The organism is Alphaproteobacteria bacterium, from assembly GCA_040218575.1.
Taxonomy (GTDB): Bacteria; Pseudomonadota; Alphaproteobacteria; order JAVJRE01; family JAVJRE01; genus JAVJRE01.
Window position 1 is genome coordinate 258,699 of record JAVJRE010000001.1, and the last position, 15,642, is coordinate 274,340.

The window sequence follows — 15,642 nt, forward strand, 5'->3', positions numbered from 1 at the left end:
GGTGACCGGGCCGGACCGGAGGTCAGCCACCGGCCGTATGGCAACGGTCATCGGGTGACGGGTTGTGGAAAACGGGGACAAGTGCAAAACAGCGGCGCGATGTTTGACGACGCACTGTAGACTGTATTGTGGACGGTCCGCCCATGCGGCGGCCGGGGGCGGGAGACGGCCATGCAATCCTTTCGCGGTCTTGATGACCTGGACCCGGGCGGCAAGCGCATATTGCTGCGGCTTGACCTCAATGTGCCGTTGAAAGACGGCCAGGTCAGCGACGACAGCCGCATCCGTCGCAGTCTGGCGAGTGTGCTGGATCTGGCGCGCCGCGGCGGACGCGTCATCATCCTGTCGCACCTGGGCCGGCCGGCCGGCGCCGACCCCGCACTCAGCTTGCGGCCGGTGGCCACGGCACTGGAGCGCTGCCTGCGGGCGGCGGGTTACGACCGGCCGGTCGCTTTTGCCGCGGACTGCATCGGCGCGGCGGCGCAAGCGGCGGTAGCGGCGCTCGGCGACGGCGACGTGCTGTTGCTGGAGAATCTGCGTTTCCACAAGGGCGAAGAGGCCAACGCCACCGATTTCACCGCCGCCCTGGCGCGTCTCGGCGAGATATGGGTTATGGACGCCTTCTCCGCCGCCCACCGCGCCCATGGCTCCACCGCCGGGCTGGCGGCGTATCTGCCGGCCTTCGCCGGTCGCCTCATGGCCGAGGAGCTGGCGGCGCTGAACCGGGTGCTGGCGACGCCGGAGAGGCCGCTGGCGGCGGTTATCGGCGGCGCCAAGGTGTCGAGCAAGATCGATGTACTGCGTTATCTGGTGGAGCGCGTACAGGTGCTGGTGATCGGCGGTGCCATGGCCAACACCTTCCTGCTGGCGCGCGGTCACGCCATTGGCCGATCCCTGGCGGAGCCGGATCTGGTGGATGTGGCCCGGGACATAGAACGGCGCGCGCGCGAGGGCGGCGGCGATCTGCTGTTGCCGGACGACGTGGTGGTGGCGCCGGGGCTGGATCGCGGCAATGCGGCGGCCACCGTCAAAATCGATCAGGTGCCGGCGGCGGCCATGATTCTGGACTTCGGCGTGGCGTCCGCCGCCCGCCTGTGCGCGAGCCTGGCGGACTGGCGCACTCTGGTGTGGAACGGTCCGCTTGGCGCCTTCGAACACCGGCCATTCGATCAGGCTACCCTGGCCTTTGCCCGGGCCGTGGCGCAGCGCACGCGCGACGGCGCTCTGGTGTCGGTTGCCGGCGGCGGCGACACGGTGGCGGCGCTCAACGCGGCTGGTGTCAGCGCGGACCTGAGCTATGTCTCAACCGCCGGCGGCGCATTTCTCGAATGGCTCGAAGGACGAACCCTGCCGGGCGTCGCCGCGTTGGCTGCGGCGGCGCGCTAGACGCCTGTCGGGTCGGCGGTCCGGCCGCTCACAACGCGCCAGGCTGGCAGGATCAGGGCAACGCTGCTGCCGACCCCGATCTCACTGGTGATTTCCAGCGAGCCATCGTGCAAGACCGCATAGGCCTCGGCCAGCGGCAGGCCGAGACCCGTTCCGTCATGATGACGGGTCAGGCTGTTGTCGATCTGTACGAAGGGCGCCATGGCTCGCGGTATGTCTTCTTCCGCCATGCCGATCCCGGTGTCAGTGACGGTGATCCGGCAGGCGCCGTCATCGGATACTTCGGCTGTCACGTCAACGCGACCGCCTTGCGGCGTGAACTTCACCGCGTTGGACAGCAGGTTGAGGAGTATCTGCTTCAGCTTCAGCTCGTCACCATTGATCAGGATGGGGTTGGCCAAGGGTGCACAGGACACGGACACGGCGCCGTTGTGGGCGCGGGCCTGAATCAGGCGGCAGCACGTGTTCAATACACCCGCCAGGTCGACTTCAGTGACGTTCAGTTCCAGCTTTCCGGACTCCGCCTTGGCCGTATCCAGCAGATCATTGATCAGCTCCAGCAGATGGCGGCCGCTGGCCAGGATGCTGCCGGCATAGTCCACATACTGCGCCTGCCCGACCGGCCCGAAACTCTGGTTATGGATGATGTCGGAAAAGCCGATGATGGCGTTCAGCGGCGTGCGCAGTTCGTGACTGACATTGGCCAGGAACTCCGATTTCGCCCGATCGGCCAGCTTCAGTGACTCGTTGGCGCTTTGCAGCGCCACTTCGCGCGTTCTCTCGCGGGTGATCTCGGAGTGAATCGAGACGGCACCGCCATCGCGCATGGCGAAGGACCGCACCCGCAGAACCCGACCATCGCTGAGGGCGATGACCTGTTCGTAGCGCGGAATGTCCGCGGGCGGCGGCATGTAAAGCTGACTGACCCAGTCACCGCCCGGCGGCTGCACCACAGCGCCGCGGTCGTCGGTTGTAGCGCCATCCACTTCCGCTTGTTCCAGGCGCATATGTCCGGCCGCGGCCAGACCGGAAAAGAGGGCGCCCGGCGCGGCACCCGGCAGCAACTGGTCGGCGATCTGCGGATAGAGGGTGCCCATCTGGTGATTGGCCAGGACCACCCGGCCGTCCTGGTCGACCAGGAGAAAGCCCGCGACAATGGTTTCCAGGGCGTCTTCCAGACGCTGCTGAGCGCTGCGGGCGCGGGTCTCGGCGGCAAGCGCATCGCTGACATCGAGCGCCGTCCCGCGATAGCCGGAAAAGCTGCCGTCGCGGGTATCGAAGACCGGCAGACCGCTCAGACGAAAAGTGCGGCATGGGCCGGACTTTGTCGGCATGACAAAATAGCGGTCCCTGAACGGCATGCGCGAGCCATTCATAAGGTCGCTGGCCAGCTTGCGGTCAGCCGAGTCCTCGAACGCGCCGAGATCGAACAGTTTGCGGCCCTGCAGCTCCACCGGCAGCAGGCCCAGGGCCTGGGTCACCCGGTTGGTCACATAGGTGATGGTGAAGGTGCGGTCGGTTTCCCAGATCCAGTCCGCCACCAGGCGGCCAATGTCGTCGAACCGCTCGACCGCCTGGCGGACCAACGGGCGATCATCGGTTAGCTCGAACTGGCCGGCGATACAGGCGGGCTTGCCGTCCGGGTCAGACAGAAAGCGGTGTGCGGAGCGGAAATCAGTGGCTCCGCCAGTGGTGGTTATGCGCAGGCGGCAGGTGAACGGCCCCGTGCCGCGACCCAGTTCCGACACCACATCGCCGGCGATGAACGCGCGGACGCTAAGCGGATGGTCGCCGTGCCAGTACTCCAACGGAAGATCGAGCAGTGCCTCCATGGCATCGTTGGCATAGATCAGCTCGCCGCTGAGATCGGCCATGTAGGCCGGCGACCCCTGCTCGATCCACTGGGCGCGAAGCCAGCCGAGCATGGCGACCAGCGCTTTGCGATCATGCGACGGGTGGCGCATGGCGGCGGCGGTGACGGGGCTGGCCATGACGGGTTGCGTGGAACGCCCGCTGCTGACTGATGCGCGGTCGTCCCCGGCCGGGGACGAGAGCGGGACGCCTGCCGCCGGCGGCGACACGGGCGACACGGGAGGCTATCCGGCCTTGCGATCCGCCTGCCGCTGCTGCACGCGACGGACGGCATCGAGATAGCCCGGATCGCGTTGCCAGTTGCGCAGCATTTTGCGGCCGTTCTCCGGAGTGATGCGGTCAAACAGGCCGAGCACGCGGGACAGCTCTTTGGGGTCCACGACCCGGTCGCCGGTACGACCCTGCCGGCTGAGCAGAAAAATGGAGGCGAAGGTCGGCTTGTCCACGTCCAGAGCGCGGGCGCAGATCGCCAGGGCTTCGCCGCCGGGCTCATAGATGACCCGCCGGATCAGGTTCACCCGCACCTTGGTCACTTCGCTGAGCATCGCCTCGAACAGGGAAATCTCACCCTGGCGCAGGGTCTTCAGGAGTATCTGTGCGTCAATCTCGCCGCGCTGATTGAGCTGGCGGGCGAGCTTTATGGATTTGTCGCTGACCGGTTCATCATGGTGCAGCAGTTCGTCGGCCGTACGCTCCAGATGCTCGTCCAGCTCGGTCGCATCAATCGCAAAATGGGTGACGATGTGTTCGCGCAGCGCCGCAGACACCCACCAATACATGCGTTTGGCCAGATCCGGCGGCAGGTCGCTGCGCCCGAGCAAGGGGTTCTGATAGCTGTCGAGACGTTCGGACTGCTCCACCAGATACTCCATGGTGGTCTGGGAGATCTGCGCGTTGGAGTTCTCCAGAAGAGTGCGCACCACGTCCTCGTCGCCGGCTTCCACCAGCGCGTCGGTGACCGCTTCGCTCAGCGACTTACGCATGGCGATGGCAAGCTGGTGTTGCTGCGTACGGTGGCGGACGATTTCCACCAACTCCATGTCCTGCAGCACCTCGCTGTTGAGCAGCACCGGGTGGGCGACCTCATATTCATCATTGGCCAGGGCCACGATAAGGTCGTGCGGGGCGTCGTTGCGGCTGGCGAATCCTTCCGAAAGCTCGCGCCGAACCTTCATCTCCACGTCGCGAATAAGCTGCCGCAGAATTTCACTCATCAGCGCGCGTTCACGCTCCGACAGGATCTTTTCGCCGCCAAGAAACAGGTCGCCCAAGGTCGCCGCCAGGGCCGAACGGCCAACACGCGATTTCTCTCTCGCCAGCTGATACAGCTTGTCGAAATCCAACTCGCCTGAGTCCGATGTTATCTCGCCCATGTCGAGCCGCTCCGCCCGGCGTCTGTCATTGCGCAGAACGACCGCATCCGGCCGACCGCTGACAGCAGCGTCGCCGGCGGCAAGCCCTGTCGGTTCCACCAGATCGTGACCATGTGCCACAGAAATCACTCCGTTCTGTATTGAGGGGCGTAGTCTGGCGAACGGGGCTTTCCAATGTCTTAAGCATGGTCGGGTTTTCCAAGGGGGCAGGCCTGGACGAACGGTCTGGGCGAATAGTCTGGGCGAACAGGATGATCACGGTAAGGTTAATGCTGTATTGACGGCAGAAATGAGACCATTTGCGTGGCTCACCGTTCGGCTGGCTCGAATCAACGGAATCAACGGAAAATGCAGTCTGTCTCGTCTGCGGCTCTCTTAATCTCTCTGGTGCGTCGTTTCGCTGGTGTGAGTCTGATGGGTGGGGGTCTGCTGAGCCTGGTCAGCGTCCTCGCTGTTTTCCAGCCGGCTCTCGCCCAGGGTGGCGCCGGCCCGCAGCCCGGTGCGCGGATTGTGGTGACCGCTGACGATTTGCCGGAGCCCTACGCCACCGGCAGCGCCAGCAATCCGCCGGTGCGTGTGGCGCGACCGGCAGGGGCCACCCTGGCCGTGCCTGAGGGGTTCGCGGTCACCCTCTTTGCCGATGGTCTGGCCCATCCCCGCTGGCTTGCAGTGGCGGCCAATGGCGATGTCTTTCTGGCGCAATCGTCAGCGGGGCTGGTGACGCTGTTGCGCGACGGCGATGGCGACGGCGTTGCCGATGAGCGGCAGACCTTTGCCCGCGGCCTGGCCTTTCCCACCGGCATGGTCATCGCCAGCGACCATGTGCTGGTGGCCGATGTGAACGGCGTGTGGCGTTTTCCCTATGATCCGGAAGCGCCATCAGGCGGTGCGCCGGCCGACGGCCACGAAGCCGGTGAGCGCCTGACACCGGAAGGTGCGCTGGCCGGCCCGGGCGGCCATTCGACCCGCACCCTGATTGCCGCACCGGCGAACCATCCCGCGGCCGGTCGCCTTTATGTGACGGTGGGGTCGCGTAGCAACCTGGCGGAAGAGCCGCCGCCGCGCGCCACCATCCAGATGTTCGGGCCGGACGGAACGGCGCTGGGGACGATGGCGTCGGGCCTGCGCAATCCGGTAGGCGTCGCCTTTCATCCGGCGGATGGCAGCCTGTGGACGGTGGTCAATGAGCGCGATGGCATGGGCGACCGGCTGGTGCCCGATTATCTGACGCGGGTGGAGGACGGCGCGTTCTACGGCTGGCCCTATGCCTGGCTGGGCGACCGGCCTCAGCCGGGCATGGCCGAGCGGCGGCCCGACCTGGTGGCCAGGACGCGCATGCCGGAGCTGCTGTTCGAGGCCCATTCCGCTCCGCTGGGTCTGGTGTTCTATGACCATGCGGGTAGTGACGGATTTCCGGCGGAGATGCGCGGCGACGCCTTTGTTGCGCTGCACGGCTCGTGGAACCGGTCGCGGCCGGTCGGCTACACGGTGGTCAGGGTGCGGTTCGACGGTGCGCAGCCGGCGGGCGGGTATGAAGTGTTCGCCAGCGGCTTCTGGAGCGGCGGCAACAGCACGGCCCACGTCTGGGGCCGGCCGGCCGGTCTGGCCGTGGACCGGCAAGGTGGGCTTCTGGTGGCGGACGATGTATCGGGTGCTGTGTGGCGAATCGCCTGGGCCGGCAATTAGGGCAGTGGCTTGCGACGGAGCGGACGTTAACCGGCTGTTAAGACGGCGGCCTTAAGCGGTGGCCATGGCTCTGCCGCCGGTCACCCAATCTCATACCGCCGCCCTGCTGCAGGCGGTATCGCGCTTTCACGGACCGCAGAGTCCGGTCAGCGCCGCCGGCGCAACCGCGCCGCGCGCCACGGCGAAGCCGGCAACCGCCAGCGGCGCAAGACTGGCCGCGGCGGTGGATGCCGCCCCGGCCACTTATGATATGCGGGCACGCTCCGCCACATCGCCGGGCGTCGCCTCGGCGCGGGACGAGGCGTCGGCCCGTCCCCTGCCGCGCGGCGCGCGCATCAACATCCTCGCCTGAGCGCCCTGTCCGATCAGGGCCGTGTCCGGCCGTCGGTGCGGTGGCGCATGACAAGCCGGGCCTGCGCCACGGCAAAGGCAAGGGTCAGGGGCAGCATGCCGAACACCTTGAAACTGACCCAGATCTCAGTGGTCTGGCTGCGCCAGACCGCCTCGTTGAGAGCGGCGAGGAAAAGAAAGAACAGGCCCCAGCGGAGCGTCAGATGGCGCCAGCCGGCATCATCCAGGCTGAGCGCGCTGTCGAGCACCACGCGGATGGGTGAGCGGCCAAGCCCATAGCCGCCGAGCAGCACCATGGCGAAAGCCAGATTGACCAGGGTTGGCTTCAGCTTGATGAACACCTCGCTGTCCAGCGCCAGGGTCAGTCCACCCATGACGATCACCACGATACCGGTGACAAGAGGCGTTACGGCGATGCGTCGTGTGGCCAGCCAGGTCAGCCCCAGGGCCAGGCTGACGGCGACCATGAAGGCGGCGGTAGCGGCGAACAGGCCGGACATCTGAAAGACGATGAAGAAGACCGCCAGCGGACCCAGGTCGAGCGCCAGACGCCGGCCCGACGACACGGTCCGCACCGGCCGGTCTGCCGGCGTATGGCGGCCGGGGTCATGACCGGGATCGCTCTTGTCGTTCAAAACACAGCCTCCAGATTGAGCAGCACGATACCGGCCGCCACCATAGCGGCGGCGGCCACACGCCAGCGGCCGAACGGTTCGCCCAGAAGAAGTGTGCCGATGACTGCAGCGAAGATGACGCTGGTCTCGCGCAGGGCGGCGATGGGAGCGATGGTGCCCTGGCTGTAGGCCCACACCACAACCGCATAGCCGAAGCCGGCGAGCGTGCCACCCAGCAGGCTGCGCCAGCCATTGCGTTTGAGGAAGGGCGCGATCAGCCGGCGGCGGGCCACCAGAGTGGCCGTCAACAGCGGCATAAGCTGGACCATGAGCATCCAGCCGATATAGCTGAACGGGTCTTGTGGCAGGCGTGCGCCGAGCGCGTCGGAGAAACTGTAGGCGGCGATGGTCAGGCCGACGAGCAAGGCATAGGTGATGCCGCGCAGGGGAGCGCCGACACCGCGTCGGCGCAGGGCCAGCGCCAGAATGCCGCCGCAGATGGCCAGGATGCCAAGCCAGGCCAGCGGCGAGAGAAACTCTCCCGCCACGGGCGCCGACAGCAAGGCGACGAACAGCGGGCCCGAACCGCGGGCGATGGGGTAGGCCTGGCTCAGATCGCCATGGCGATAGGCGGCCAGCAGGGCGGCGTAGTGCAGGCTGTAGGACAGGCCCGAGAACAGCAGGAAAGGGATGACCGCCAGCGGCGGCAGCGGCGCCCAGATGGCGATGGCAAGGCCCATCAGCGCCGGCGGCGTCATCAGGCAGGTGACCGACAACAGACGGTCGCCCGAGGCCTTGACCATGGCGTTCCATACCGCATGGATGACGGCCGATAGCAGCACCAGGCCGACGAGCAGGGGTTCCAGCGTCATGGGCTGTCAGTGGGCGGGGCGAGGCGCGGGTGCAGGTGCAGCGCTATGGTCAATCGTCGCCGTCCGGGTCAGGGTCCGGGTCCAGGCCGAGCAGCGAACGGGCGAAGGCGCGAGCTTCGAACGGCCGCAGATCCTCCACCCCTTCGCCGACACCGACAGCATGGATTGGCAGACCGAACTCCCGCGCCAGACCAACCACCACGCCGCCCTTGGCGGTACCGTCGAGTTTGGTGACGATGAGACCAGTGATGGCCGCCGCCTCATTGAACAAGCGCACCTGCTGGTAGGCGTTCTGGCCGACCGTGGCGTCCAGCACCAGCAAGGTGGTGTGGGGTGCGGCAGGGTCCAGCTTCTTCAGGACACGCACCACCTTGGCCAGCTCAGCCATGAGATCGGCCTTGTTCTGCAGCCGGCCGGCGGTGTCGATGGCCAGGATGTCCATATGGTCCCGGCGCGCCCGATCAAGCGCGTCATAGGCCAGGCCCGAAGAATCGGCGCCGGGGCGAGCGGTCATGACGGTGGTGTCAGACCGGCGGCCCCACACCTGTAGCTGCTCTGTGGCGGCGGCGCGGAAGGTGTCGCCGGCCACCAGCAGGGCCGAGCGGCCGCTGTCGCGCCATTGTCGCGCCAGCTTGCCAAGCGTTGTGGTCTTGCCGCTGCCGTTGACGCCCATGACCAGCACCACATGGGGACCGTTCTGAGGCGTGAGCGTCAGAGGCACCGCCACCGGTTGCAGGATGGCGGCGATGTCATGGGCGAGATGACGGCGCACGTCTTCATCACTGACGTCACGGCCGAAGCGCGCGCGGGCCAGGCTTTTGCACAGGTCGCTGGCGGTGGCGACCCCGAGGTCGCTGGCTATGAGCGTGTCTTCCAGCTCTTCCAGTGCCGCCTCGTCGAGGCGGCGGCGGCGCACGACGCCGGCGATGCCGTCGCTGAGACCGCGGGCGCTGCGGCCGAGACCGTTGCGCAGGCGCTGCAGCCAGTTGCGACGGGGGGCCGCCGGGGTTTCTGACTCTGCCGGCGGGCGGGCCGGGTCGGGATGTTCTGTGCTGTCGTTCTGGCTCATGATCGGGCGGCCAGGCCGGTGCGGCGGGCCAGCAGGCGACCGTCGCCCATGGCGATGATGCGGGCCCGGACCACGCGGCCCACGTCATCGGGTCGCGCGTGACCCAGGCGAATGATCGCCCCGTCGCCGCCGCGGCCATCGCCGCCGCCGTCGCCATTGGCGGTTTCCACCAGCACCTCGGCCGCGCGGCCCAGACGCTGGCGGTGGAAGGCGGCGAGAACCTGGTCGCCGGCGCGCCGCAGACGGGCGGCGCGGGCCCGTCGCTCGGCCACCGCCACCTGTGGCATGCGCGCGGCCGGTGTGCCGGGGCGGGCGGAGTAGGGAAAAACATGCAGAAAGGCGAGGCCCGCCTCGTGCACCAGCGCCAGGCTGTTGTCGGCCATAGGGGCGGTCTCGGTCGGAAAGCCGGCAATGAGGTCGGCGCCAAACCCGGCCTCCGGCCGCACCGCGCGCAAGCGCGCCACCAGCTCCAGCACGTGATGGCGCAGGTGGCGACGTTTCATGCGCTTGAGGACCATGTCATCGCCAGCCTGGACCGACAGGTGGAGATGGGCCAGCAGACGCGGTTCGCTGGCGAAGACCCGATGCAGCGGCTCGTCGATGGCGCCGGGATCAAGCGAGGACAGGCGCAGACGGTTCAACTCCGGCACCCGCTCCAGCAGGTCGGCCACGGCATTGCCGAGGGTCGGCCGGCCCGCCAGATCATGGCCCCACGAGGTCAGATCGACCCCGGTCAGCACAACCTCGGCGAAACCCCGGGCCACCAGGTCCCGGGCCCGGCGCACGATGTCGGCCATGGGCAGGCTGCGGTTCTGTCCGCGGGCAAAGGGGATGATGCAGAAGGTGCAGCGGTGGTCGCAGCCGTGCTGAATGGCGAGGAAGGCGCGGGCCCGGCCGTCGAAGGCGCCGGCCGCATCACCGGCCATATCGTCAGCGGGCGCCATCGGCACGGTGGTGTCGGTCATAATGTCGGCGACATCAGTGCGGGCGGTGCGGGCGCCGGTAGCCGAAGGGTCGGCGGCATGGCCATGCGCGCCGGTCAGCGCCCGCCAGCTAGCCGGCCGCAGCTTCTCCGCATTGCCCAGTACGTGGCTGACGCCCGGCATGGCGGCGAACACCGCCGGATCAAGCTGGGCGGCGCAGCCGGTGACGATGAGCGGGCGGCTCGGCGCATCCCGGTGCAGCCGGCGCACGGCCTGGCGTGCCTGGCGCGTGGCCTCTGCGGTGACCGCACAGGTGTTGACGATAGCCGCATCCGTCAGGCCGGCGGCCAGGGCGTGACGGCGGATGACATCGCTTTCCCACGCGTTGAGGCGGCAGCCGAAGGTCAGGACCGTCGGTTCGCCGGCGCCGGCCGCCGGTGCGGGCCCGTTCATGCGCCGGCGACCGGGCCAGCGGTGTCCGCCGCCGCGGCCAACAGGGCGGGCGACACGGTGCCCCGAAAGGCGGTGCGTGCGGGCCCGCTCATGACCACGTGATTATCGTCGCGCCAGGCGATATGGAGATCGCCGCCATCGAGGCGCAGTCGCGCCGCCGGCCGGTCCACCAGGCCGCGTCGATGAGCCGCCACCAGGGCGGCGCAGGCGCCGGTGCCGCAGGCCCGCGTAATCCCGGCGCCACGCTCCCACACCCGCATGCGCAGGGTCCTGGTGTCCAGCAGGGAGACGACCTCCACATTGACCCGGCGGGGAAAGAAGGGATCGCGCTCGATCTGTGGCCCGAGTGTGGCGAGGTCCACGACCTCGGCGTCGGGCACGAAGAAAACCGCATGGGGATTGCCGACATTGACGCCGACCGGATCGCTCAGCGGCCCGCCGGAAACCGGCATGTGCAGGGTATCGCACGGGCTGGCCACCGGAATGTCCCGCCAGTCGGTGCGGACCGGGCCCATATCCACACTGATCCAGTCGCCGGTGTCGTTTCGGCCCGGCCCGGCGAGATCGGCTGCGGCGCGCCAGCCGCTGACCGGGCCAGACGGGGTGTCGAGCCGAACCAGGTCCGCGCCGCTTTCATCCAGCAGCAGCCCGACCAGGCAGCGGGCGGCGTTGCCGCAGGCCTCGGCGGTACTGCCGTCGGCATTCCATATGGCCATGGCGGCGTCGAGCGCCGCCTCGGCGCCGGCAGTCAGCAGGATGACCTGGTCGCAGCCGATGCCGGTGCGGCGGTCGGCCAGGGCACGGGCCAGGGCCGGCGTCACGGTCCAGCCGTGGCGGCGCCCGTCGAGCACGACGAAATCATTGCCGAGACCGTGCATCTTGAGAAACGGGGCGGGGGCGACCGGTTGCATGACCCGACATATAGGGCGGCGGTGCCGCCAGCGTCCACCGCAAAGCCAGGTCACAAGCCCGCAAACGTGGTGTTTTCCTTGACTCCGGAAGGCCGGCGGGCCAAAACCACCCTTCCCAAGCGGGAAGTCGAGACAAGCGCCCAAGTCCTGCCGGCCAGACCGGTATGGTCCGTGGTGTCCGCCAGCCGATGCGTTGCATCCGCTGGCGTCCTTTGGCGTTTGCCTTCGTTGGTGTTTGTCCGATGTCCGGCCTGGGGTGGCGTAACCGATGGATCGCTGATGTTCGACAGTCTGACAGATCGCCTGTCCGGAATATTCGACCGCCTGACGCGGCGCGGCAACCTGTCCGAAACCGAGGTGGGAGAGGCCCTGCGCGAAGTGCGGGTGGCCCTGCTGGAGGCGGATGTGGCGCTGCCGGTGGTGCGCGATCTGGTCGGTCGGGTGCGGGAGAAGGCGGTCGGCCAGGAAGTCCTGCGCGGCGTCAACCCGGCGCAGATGGTGGTCAAGATCGTCCATGACGAACTGGTCGCCACGCTGGGCAGCGATGAGAGCGCGCTGACGCTTGGCGGCGAGCCGCCGGCGGTAATCCTGATGGTCGGCCTGCAGGGTTCCGGCAAGACCACCATGAGCGGCAAGATCGGCCTGCACCTGACGCGCAAGGAGCGCAAGAAGGTGCTTCTCGCCTCGCTGGACGTCTACCGGCCGGCGGCGCAGGAGCAGTTGCGCGTGCTGGGCGAGCAGACGGACGTCGCCACCTTGCCCATCGAAGAGGGGCAAGAGCCGCTGGTCATCGCCAGCCGCGCCATGGATGTGGCCAGACGCGGCGGCTATGACGTGGTGGTGCTGGATACCGCCGGTCGCGTCACCGTCGACGACCAGATGATGGCGGAAGCGGCGGCCGTGCGCGACGCCGTCAAGCCGCGGGAGATTCTGCTGGTGGCCGATGCCATGACCGGCCAGGACGCAGTGAGCACGGCGGAGGCCTTCAATGCGCGGTTGGCGGTGACGGGAATCGCCCTGACGCGGGTGGATGGTGATGCGCGCGGTGGTGCCGCACTGTCCATGCGCGCGGTGACCGGCAAGCCCATCAAGCTGATTGGCGTTGGGGAACGGCCGGAAGACCTGGAGGCGTTCCATCCCGACCGCGTGGCCGGGCGCATTCTCGGCATGGGTGACGTGGTCAGCCTGGTGGAACGGGCGGCAGAGACCATCGAGCAGGCCGATGCCGAACGCATGGCCAAGCGCCTGCAGGCCGGCAAGTTCGATCTCAACGATCTGGCCAAGCAGCTAAAGCAGATGCGCCGCATGGGCGGCATGGGCCAGGTGCTGAAAATGCTGCCGGGCATGGGCCAGATGGGCAAAAAGCTTCAGCAATCAAAGGTGGATGATTCCGCACTGGCGCGGCAGGAGGCGATCCTCTCGTCCATGACCGAGCGGGAGCGCAGCCGGCCGGACATCATCAAGGCCTCACGCAAGCAGCGTATCGCCAGCGGCTCCGGCACCCGGGTGCAGGACATCAACAAACTGCTGAAGCAGCATCAGCAGATGCAGCAGCTCATGAAGCGGGCGCAGAAGATGGGCAAGGGCGGCAAGGGCGGGCTGGAAGAGCTGCTTGGCTCCGGCGGTCTGCCGCACTGACACGACACAATCATCAATCAGGCAACCACAGCGTCGCGCAGATCCCTGCGCCGACAACAACAACCCAACCGAGTTCAACAGAAAGCAGAGACTATGGCATTGAAGATCAGACTGGCCCGCGGCGGCTCCAAGAAACGTCCGTTCTATCGAATCGTCGTCGCCGATTCACGGGCGCCGCGCGACGGCCGTTTCGTCGAGCGGCTGGGCTACTACAATCCCATGGTCGCCAAGGATAATCCGGAGCGTCTGCGGTTTGATGCCGAGCGCATCCGCCACTGGCTGAGCAAGGGCGCGCTGCCGACCGATCGCGTGGCGCGGTTCCTGGGCCAGGCGGAGATCATCCCCATGCCAGCGCGGCCGGAGCAGAGCAAACAGCACCTGCCAAAGGCCAAGGCGCAGGAGCGCGCGCGCGAGGCCGAGGCGAAGACGGCCGCCGCCGCAGACGCGGCGATCGCCGCCGAAGCCGCCGCCGCGGCGGAACGCAACGCCGCTGCAGCCGCCCCGGCGGAAGCCGCGCCCGCAGCGGAGGCGGTTCCGGCAGAGGCTGCGCCGACAGAGACCACACCGGCAGAGGCTGGCGCCGATGGGACGGCGGCTGACGATACGGTCAAGGGCGACGCGGCCTAGCCCGGCCCAGGCCATGACCGGCGTCAAAGACAGGACCATGCGCGACGCGGGCACGGGCGATACGGGCACAGGCGAGGTGGGCGCGGATCACGGGTCCGGCGGGGCCGAGCGTATCTGCGTCGGCGTCATTGCCGGTCCGCACGGGATCGGCGGCACGGTCAAGGTGCGCAGCTTCACCGAGGAGCCGGCGGCCATTACCCGCTACGGCCCGTTGTCGGACAGAGGCGGCCGGCGGCGCTTCGTGCTGCGGGTGGTCGGCGAGGCGCGTGGCCAGTTGTTGGCCCGGCTGGATGGCGTGGCCGATCGCACACAGGCCGAGACGTTGCGCGGCGTACAACTCTATGCGGAGCGTGCGGCGTTGCCGGCGCCGGCGGAGGAGGAGGAGTATTACCACGTGGATCTGATCGGTCTGAGGGCCGAGCGGCCCGACGGCAAGCCGCTTGGCCGGATCAAGGCCGTGCATGACTTTGGCGCCGGGCCGATCCTGGAGGTTGCGCCGCCGCAAGGGGCGTCGGTGATGGTGCCTTTCACCCGCGCCGTGGTGCCGCAGGTGGACCTTCCGGCCGGCCGGCTGGTGGTCGATCCGCCGCCAGGTCTGCTGGAGCCGGTGGGCGACGAGACACTGCCCGGTGCCGGGCCCGGCAGAGCGGCCGGCGGCACGGCAGGCAGGCCCGTCGTCGCGCCGCGCCGCGGCTGAGCGCGGCTGGCGGCGGCCGGTTATGTGGACCGCCCGGGTGGTCACCTTGTTTCCAGAGATGCTGCCGGGCCCGCTGGCCCATTCGCTGGCCGGCAAGGCGCTGGAAAACGGCCTGTGGGCGCTTGAAACGGTGGACATCCGCGACTTTGCGCGCGATAAACACCGCTCCGTCGATGACGAGCCGTATGGCGGCGGGGCCGGTATGGTTCTGCGGCCGGACGTGGTGGATCGGGCCTTGGCCGCCGCCCGTGCGGGACTTGGGACCCCGCGTCCGGCGATCGTGCTGTCGCCACGTGGTGCGCCGTTGACCCAGGCGCGGGTCAAGGCGCTGGCGCGGGGGCCGGGGGTGGTTTTGCTGTGCGGCCGTTTCGAGGGCGTTGATCAGCGGGTGATCGAGGCGCACGGGCTGGAAGAAATCAGCCTTGGAGACTATGTCCTGTCCGGTGGCGAGCCGGCGGCGATTGCCCTGGTCGATGCCTGTGTCCGCTTGTTGCCCGGGGTGTTGGGTGCGGCGGACTCGGTCAGTGAAGAGAGTTTCGAGAGCGGGTTGCTGGAATACCCGCACTACACCCGTCCCCGGGTGTGGACCGATGGCAACGGCGTCGAGCGCGCCGTGCCGGATATTCTGGTGTCGGGCGACCACGCGGCGATCCGCCGATGGCGTCAGGCAGAGGCGGAGACAATCACCCGCCAGCGGCGGCCCGACCTGTGGCGGGCCCGCGCGCGGCGGACGGACAAGGCGGAAGAGTCATGAATATCGTGCAGGAACTGGAACAACGTGAAATGGCCCGTCTGAGCGAAGGCAAGACCATGCCGGAGTTCAGCCCCGGCGATACCGTGCGGGTCAATGTCCGGGTGGTGGAAGGAACGCGCGAGCGTGTCCAGGCCTTCGAGGGCGTGTGCATCGCCCGCAAGAATGACGGCCTGAACTCCAGCTTCACCGTTCGCAAGCTGTCCTATGGCGAAGGCGTCGAGCGCGTCTTTCCGCTGTATGGCCCCAGGCTTGATTCGGTTGATCTGGTGCGCCGCGGCGATGTGCGCCGGGCCAAGCTGTACTATCTGCGTGGACGGACCGGCCGCAAGGCGCGCATTGCCGAGCGCACCACCGGCCGTGGGATGACCGATGGCCGGGCCGATGCCGAGGTCAGCTCGCGCAAGCGCTGATTTCCA

The 15,642-nt window shown here is 68.1% G+C and carries 15 protein-coding genes; 8 read left to right on the forward strand and 7 right to left on the reverse strand.

The annotated features are described in order from the left end of the window. Positions 1-171: 171 nt before the first annotated feature. Positions 172-1,386 carry a phosphoglycerate kinase gene (locus tag RIE31_01250; GenBank protein MEQ8639229.1) on the forward strand — a complete coding sequence of 405 codons (1,215 nt, stop codon included), beginning with the start codon at positions 172-174 and terminating at the stop codon, positions 1,384-1,386. On the opposite strand, the gene RIE31_01255 is transcribed toward RIE31_01250, so the two are convergent. Together RIE31_01255 and RIE31_01260 are read right to left on the reverse strand one after the other, a co-directional pair. After that, positions 1,383-3,377 carry an ATP-binding protein gene (locus RIE31_01255; GenBank protein ID MEQ8639230.1) on the reverse strand — a complete coding sequence of 665 codons (1,995 nt, stop codon included), beginning with the start codon at positions 3,375-3,377 and terminating at the stop codon, positions 1,383-1,385. The two genes, RIE31_01250 and RIE31_01255, sit on opposite strands and share 4 nt — an antisense overlap. A gap of 105 nt (positions 3,378-3,482) precedes the next feature. Next, on the reverse strand, positions 3,483-4,751 hold the full coding sequence (locus RIE31_01260) for a DUF2336 domain-containing protein (protein MEQ8639231.1): 1,269 nt from the start codon (positions 4,749-4,751) through the stop codon (positions 3,483-3,485). Positions 4,752-4,979: 228 nt separating this feature from the next. Between RIE31_01260 and RIE31_01265 the strand changes: the two genes are divergently transcribed. Both RIE31_01265 and RIE31_01270 read left to right on the forward strand, forming a co-directional pair. Further along, positions 4,980-6,317 (forward strand): PQQ-dependent sugar dehydrogenase, encoded by a 1,338-nt coding sequence (locus tag RIE31_01265; protein MEQ8639232.1) that lies wholly within the window; start codon positions 4,980-4,982, stop codon positions 6,315-6,317. 64 nt (positions 6,318-6,381) lie between these two features. Then, positions 6,382-6,669, forward strand: a complete 288-nt coding sequence (locus tag RIE31_01270; GenBank protein ID MEQ8639233.1) for a hypothetical protein — start codon at positions 6,382-6,384, stop codon at positions 6,667-6,669. Positions 6,670-6,682: 13 nt separating this feature from the next. On the opposite strand, the gene RIE31_01275 is transcribed toward RIE31_01270, so the two are convergent. Genes RIE31_01275 through dapF form a run of 5 tightly spaced genes read right to left on the reverse strand, consistent with a single transcriptional unit; the run spans position 6,683 to position 11,510 of the window. Then, a complete protein-coding gene (locus tag RIE31_01275; GenBank protein ID MEQ8639234.1) occupies positions 6,683-7,303 on the reverse strand; it encodes a septation protein A in 621 nt (206 codons plus the stop codon). Beyond that, positions 7,300-8,154, reverse strand: coding sequence for a DMT family transporter (locus RIE31_01280; GenBank protein ID MEQ8639235.1), 855 nt, complete (start codon positions 8,152-8,154; stop codon positions 7,300-7,302). Before RIE31_01280 ends, RIE31_01275 begins: the two co-directional genes overlap by 4 nt. Before the next feature lie 49 nt (positions 8,155-8,203). Further along, positions 8,204-9,223 (reverse strand): signal recognition particle-docking protein FtsY, encoded by a 1,020-nt coding sequence (gene ftsY, locus RIE31_01285; GenBank protein MEQ8639236.1) that lies wholly within the window; start codon positions 9,221-9,223, stop codon positions 8,204-8,206. Next, complete coding sequence (gene mtaB / locus RIE31_01290) at positions 9,220-10,599, reverse strand: tRNA (N(6)-L-threonylcarbamoyladenosine(37)-C(2))-methylthiotransferase MtaB (GenBank protein MEQ8639237.1); 1,380 nt, start codon at positions 10,597-10,599, stop codon at positions 9,220-9,222. Before mtaB ends, ftsY begins: the two co-directional genes overlap by 4 nt. Then, positions 10,596-11,510, reverse strand: a complete 915-nt coding sequence (dapF, locus tag RIE31_01295) for a diaminopimelate epimerase (protein ID MEQ8639238.1) — start codon at positions 11,508-11,510, stop codon at positions 10,596-10,598. The genes mtaB and dapF overlap by 4 nt, the downstream gene beginning before the upstream one ends. Positions 11,511-11,789: 279 nt before the next feature. Here dapF and ffh point away from each other — a divergent pair, with 279 nt between their 5' ends. From ffh to rplS, 5 genes are all read left to right on the forward strand, one after another. Then, a complete protein-coding gene (ffh, locus tag RIE31_01300) occupies positions 11,790-13,148 on the forward strand; it encodes a signal recognition particle protein (protein MEQ8639239.1) in 1,359 nt (452 codons plus the stop codon). 93 nt (positions 13,149-13,241) lie between these two features. Next, positions 13,242-13,775: a 30S ribosomal protein S16 gene (gene rpsP, locus RIE31_01305; GenBank protein MEQ8639240.1), complete on the forward strand. Its 534-nt coding sequence runs from the start codon at positions 13,242-13,244 to the stop codon at positions 13,773-13,775. A 13-nt stretch (positions 13,776-13,788) separates the two neighbouring features. Beyond that, entirely contained in the window at positions 13,789-14,472 is a 684-nt protein-coding gene (rimM, locus tag RIE31_01310; GenBank protein ID MEQ8639241.1) for a ribosome maturation factor RimM, read from the forward strand. A 22-nt stretch (positions 14,473-14,494) separates the two neighbouring features. Further along, positions 14,495-15,226, forward strand: a complete 732-nt coding sequence (trmD, locus tag RIE31_01315; GenBank protein MEQ8639242.1) for a tRNA (guanosine(37)-N1)-methyltransferase TrmD — start codon at positions 14,495-14,497, stop codon at positions 15,224-15,226. Further along, positions 15,223-15,636 carry a 50S ribosomal protein L19 gene (rplS, locus tag RIE31_01320; protein MEQ8639243.1) on the forward strand — a complete coding sequence of 138 codons (414 nt, stop codon included), beginning with the start codon at positions 15,223-15,225 and terminating at the stop codon, positions 15,634-15,636. Before trmD ends, rplS begins: the two co-directional genes overlap by 4 nt. Positions 15,637-15,642: the final 6 nt, after the last annotated feature.

Coding starts and splice junctions, on each gene's coding strand:
- trmD (MEQ8639242.1), top strand. CDS start 14,495: ATGTGGACCGCCCGGGTGGTCACCTTGTTTCCAGAGATGCTGCCGGGC.
- rplS (MEQ8639243.1), top strand. CDS start 15,223: ATGAATATCGTGCAGGAACTGGAACAACGTGAAATGGCCCGTCTGAGC.
- dapF (MEQ8639238.1), bottom strand. CDS start 11,510: ATGCAACCGGTCGCCCCCGCCCCGTTTCTCAAGATGCACGGTCTCGGC.
- rpsP (MEQ8639240.1), top strand. CDS start 13,242: ATGGCATTGAAGATCAGACTGGCCCGCGGCGGCTCCAAGAAACGTCCG.
- rimM (MEQ8639241.1), top strand. CDS start 13,789: ATGACCGGCGTCAAAGACAGGACCATGCGCGACGCGGGCACGGGCGAT.
- mtaB (MEQ8639237.1), bottom strand. CDS start 10,599: ATGAACGGGCCCGCACCGGCGGCCGGCGCCGGCGAACCGACGGTCCTG.
- ffh (MEQ8639239.1), top strand. CDS start 11,790: ATGTTCGACAGTCTGACAGATCGCCTGTCCGGAATATTCGACCGCCTG.
- ftsY (MEQ8639236.1), bottom strand. CDS start 9,223: ATGAGCCAGAACGACAGCACAGAACATCCCGACCCGGCCCGCCCGCCG.
- RIE31_01250 (MEQ8639229.1), top strand. CDS start 172: ATGCAATCCTTTCGCGGTCTTGATGACCTGGACCCGGGCGGCAAGCGC.
- RIE31_01255 (MEQ8639230.1), bottom strand. CDS start 3,377: ATGGCCAGCCCCGTCACCGCCGCCGCCATGCGCCACCCGTCGCATGAT.
- RIE31_01280 (MEQ8639235.1), bottom strand. CDS start 8,154: ATGACGCTGGAACCCCTGCTCGTCGGCCTGGTGCTGCTATCGGCCGTC.
- RIE31_01265 (MEQ8639232.1), top strand. CDS start 4,980: ATGCAGTCTGTCTCGTCTGCGGCTCTCTTAATCTCTCTGGTGCGTCGT.
- RIE31_01270 (MEQ8639233.1), top strand. CDS start 6,382: ATGGCTCTGCCGCCGGTCACCCAATCTCATACCGCCGCCCTGCTGCAG.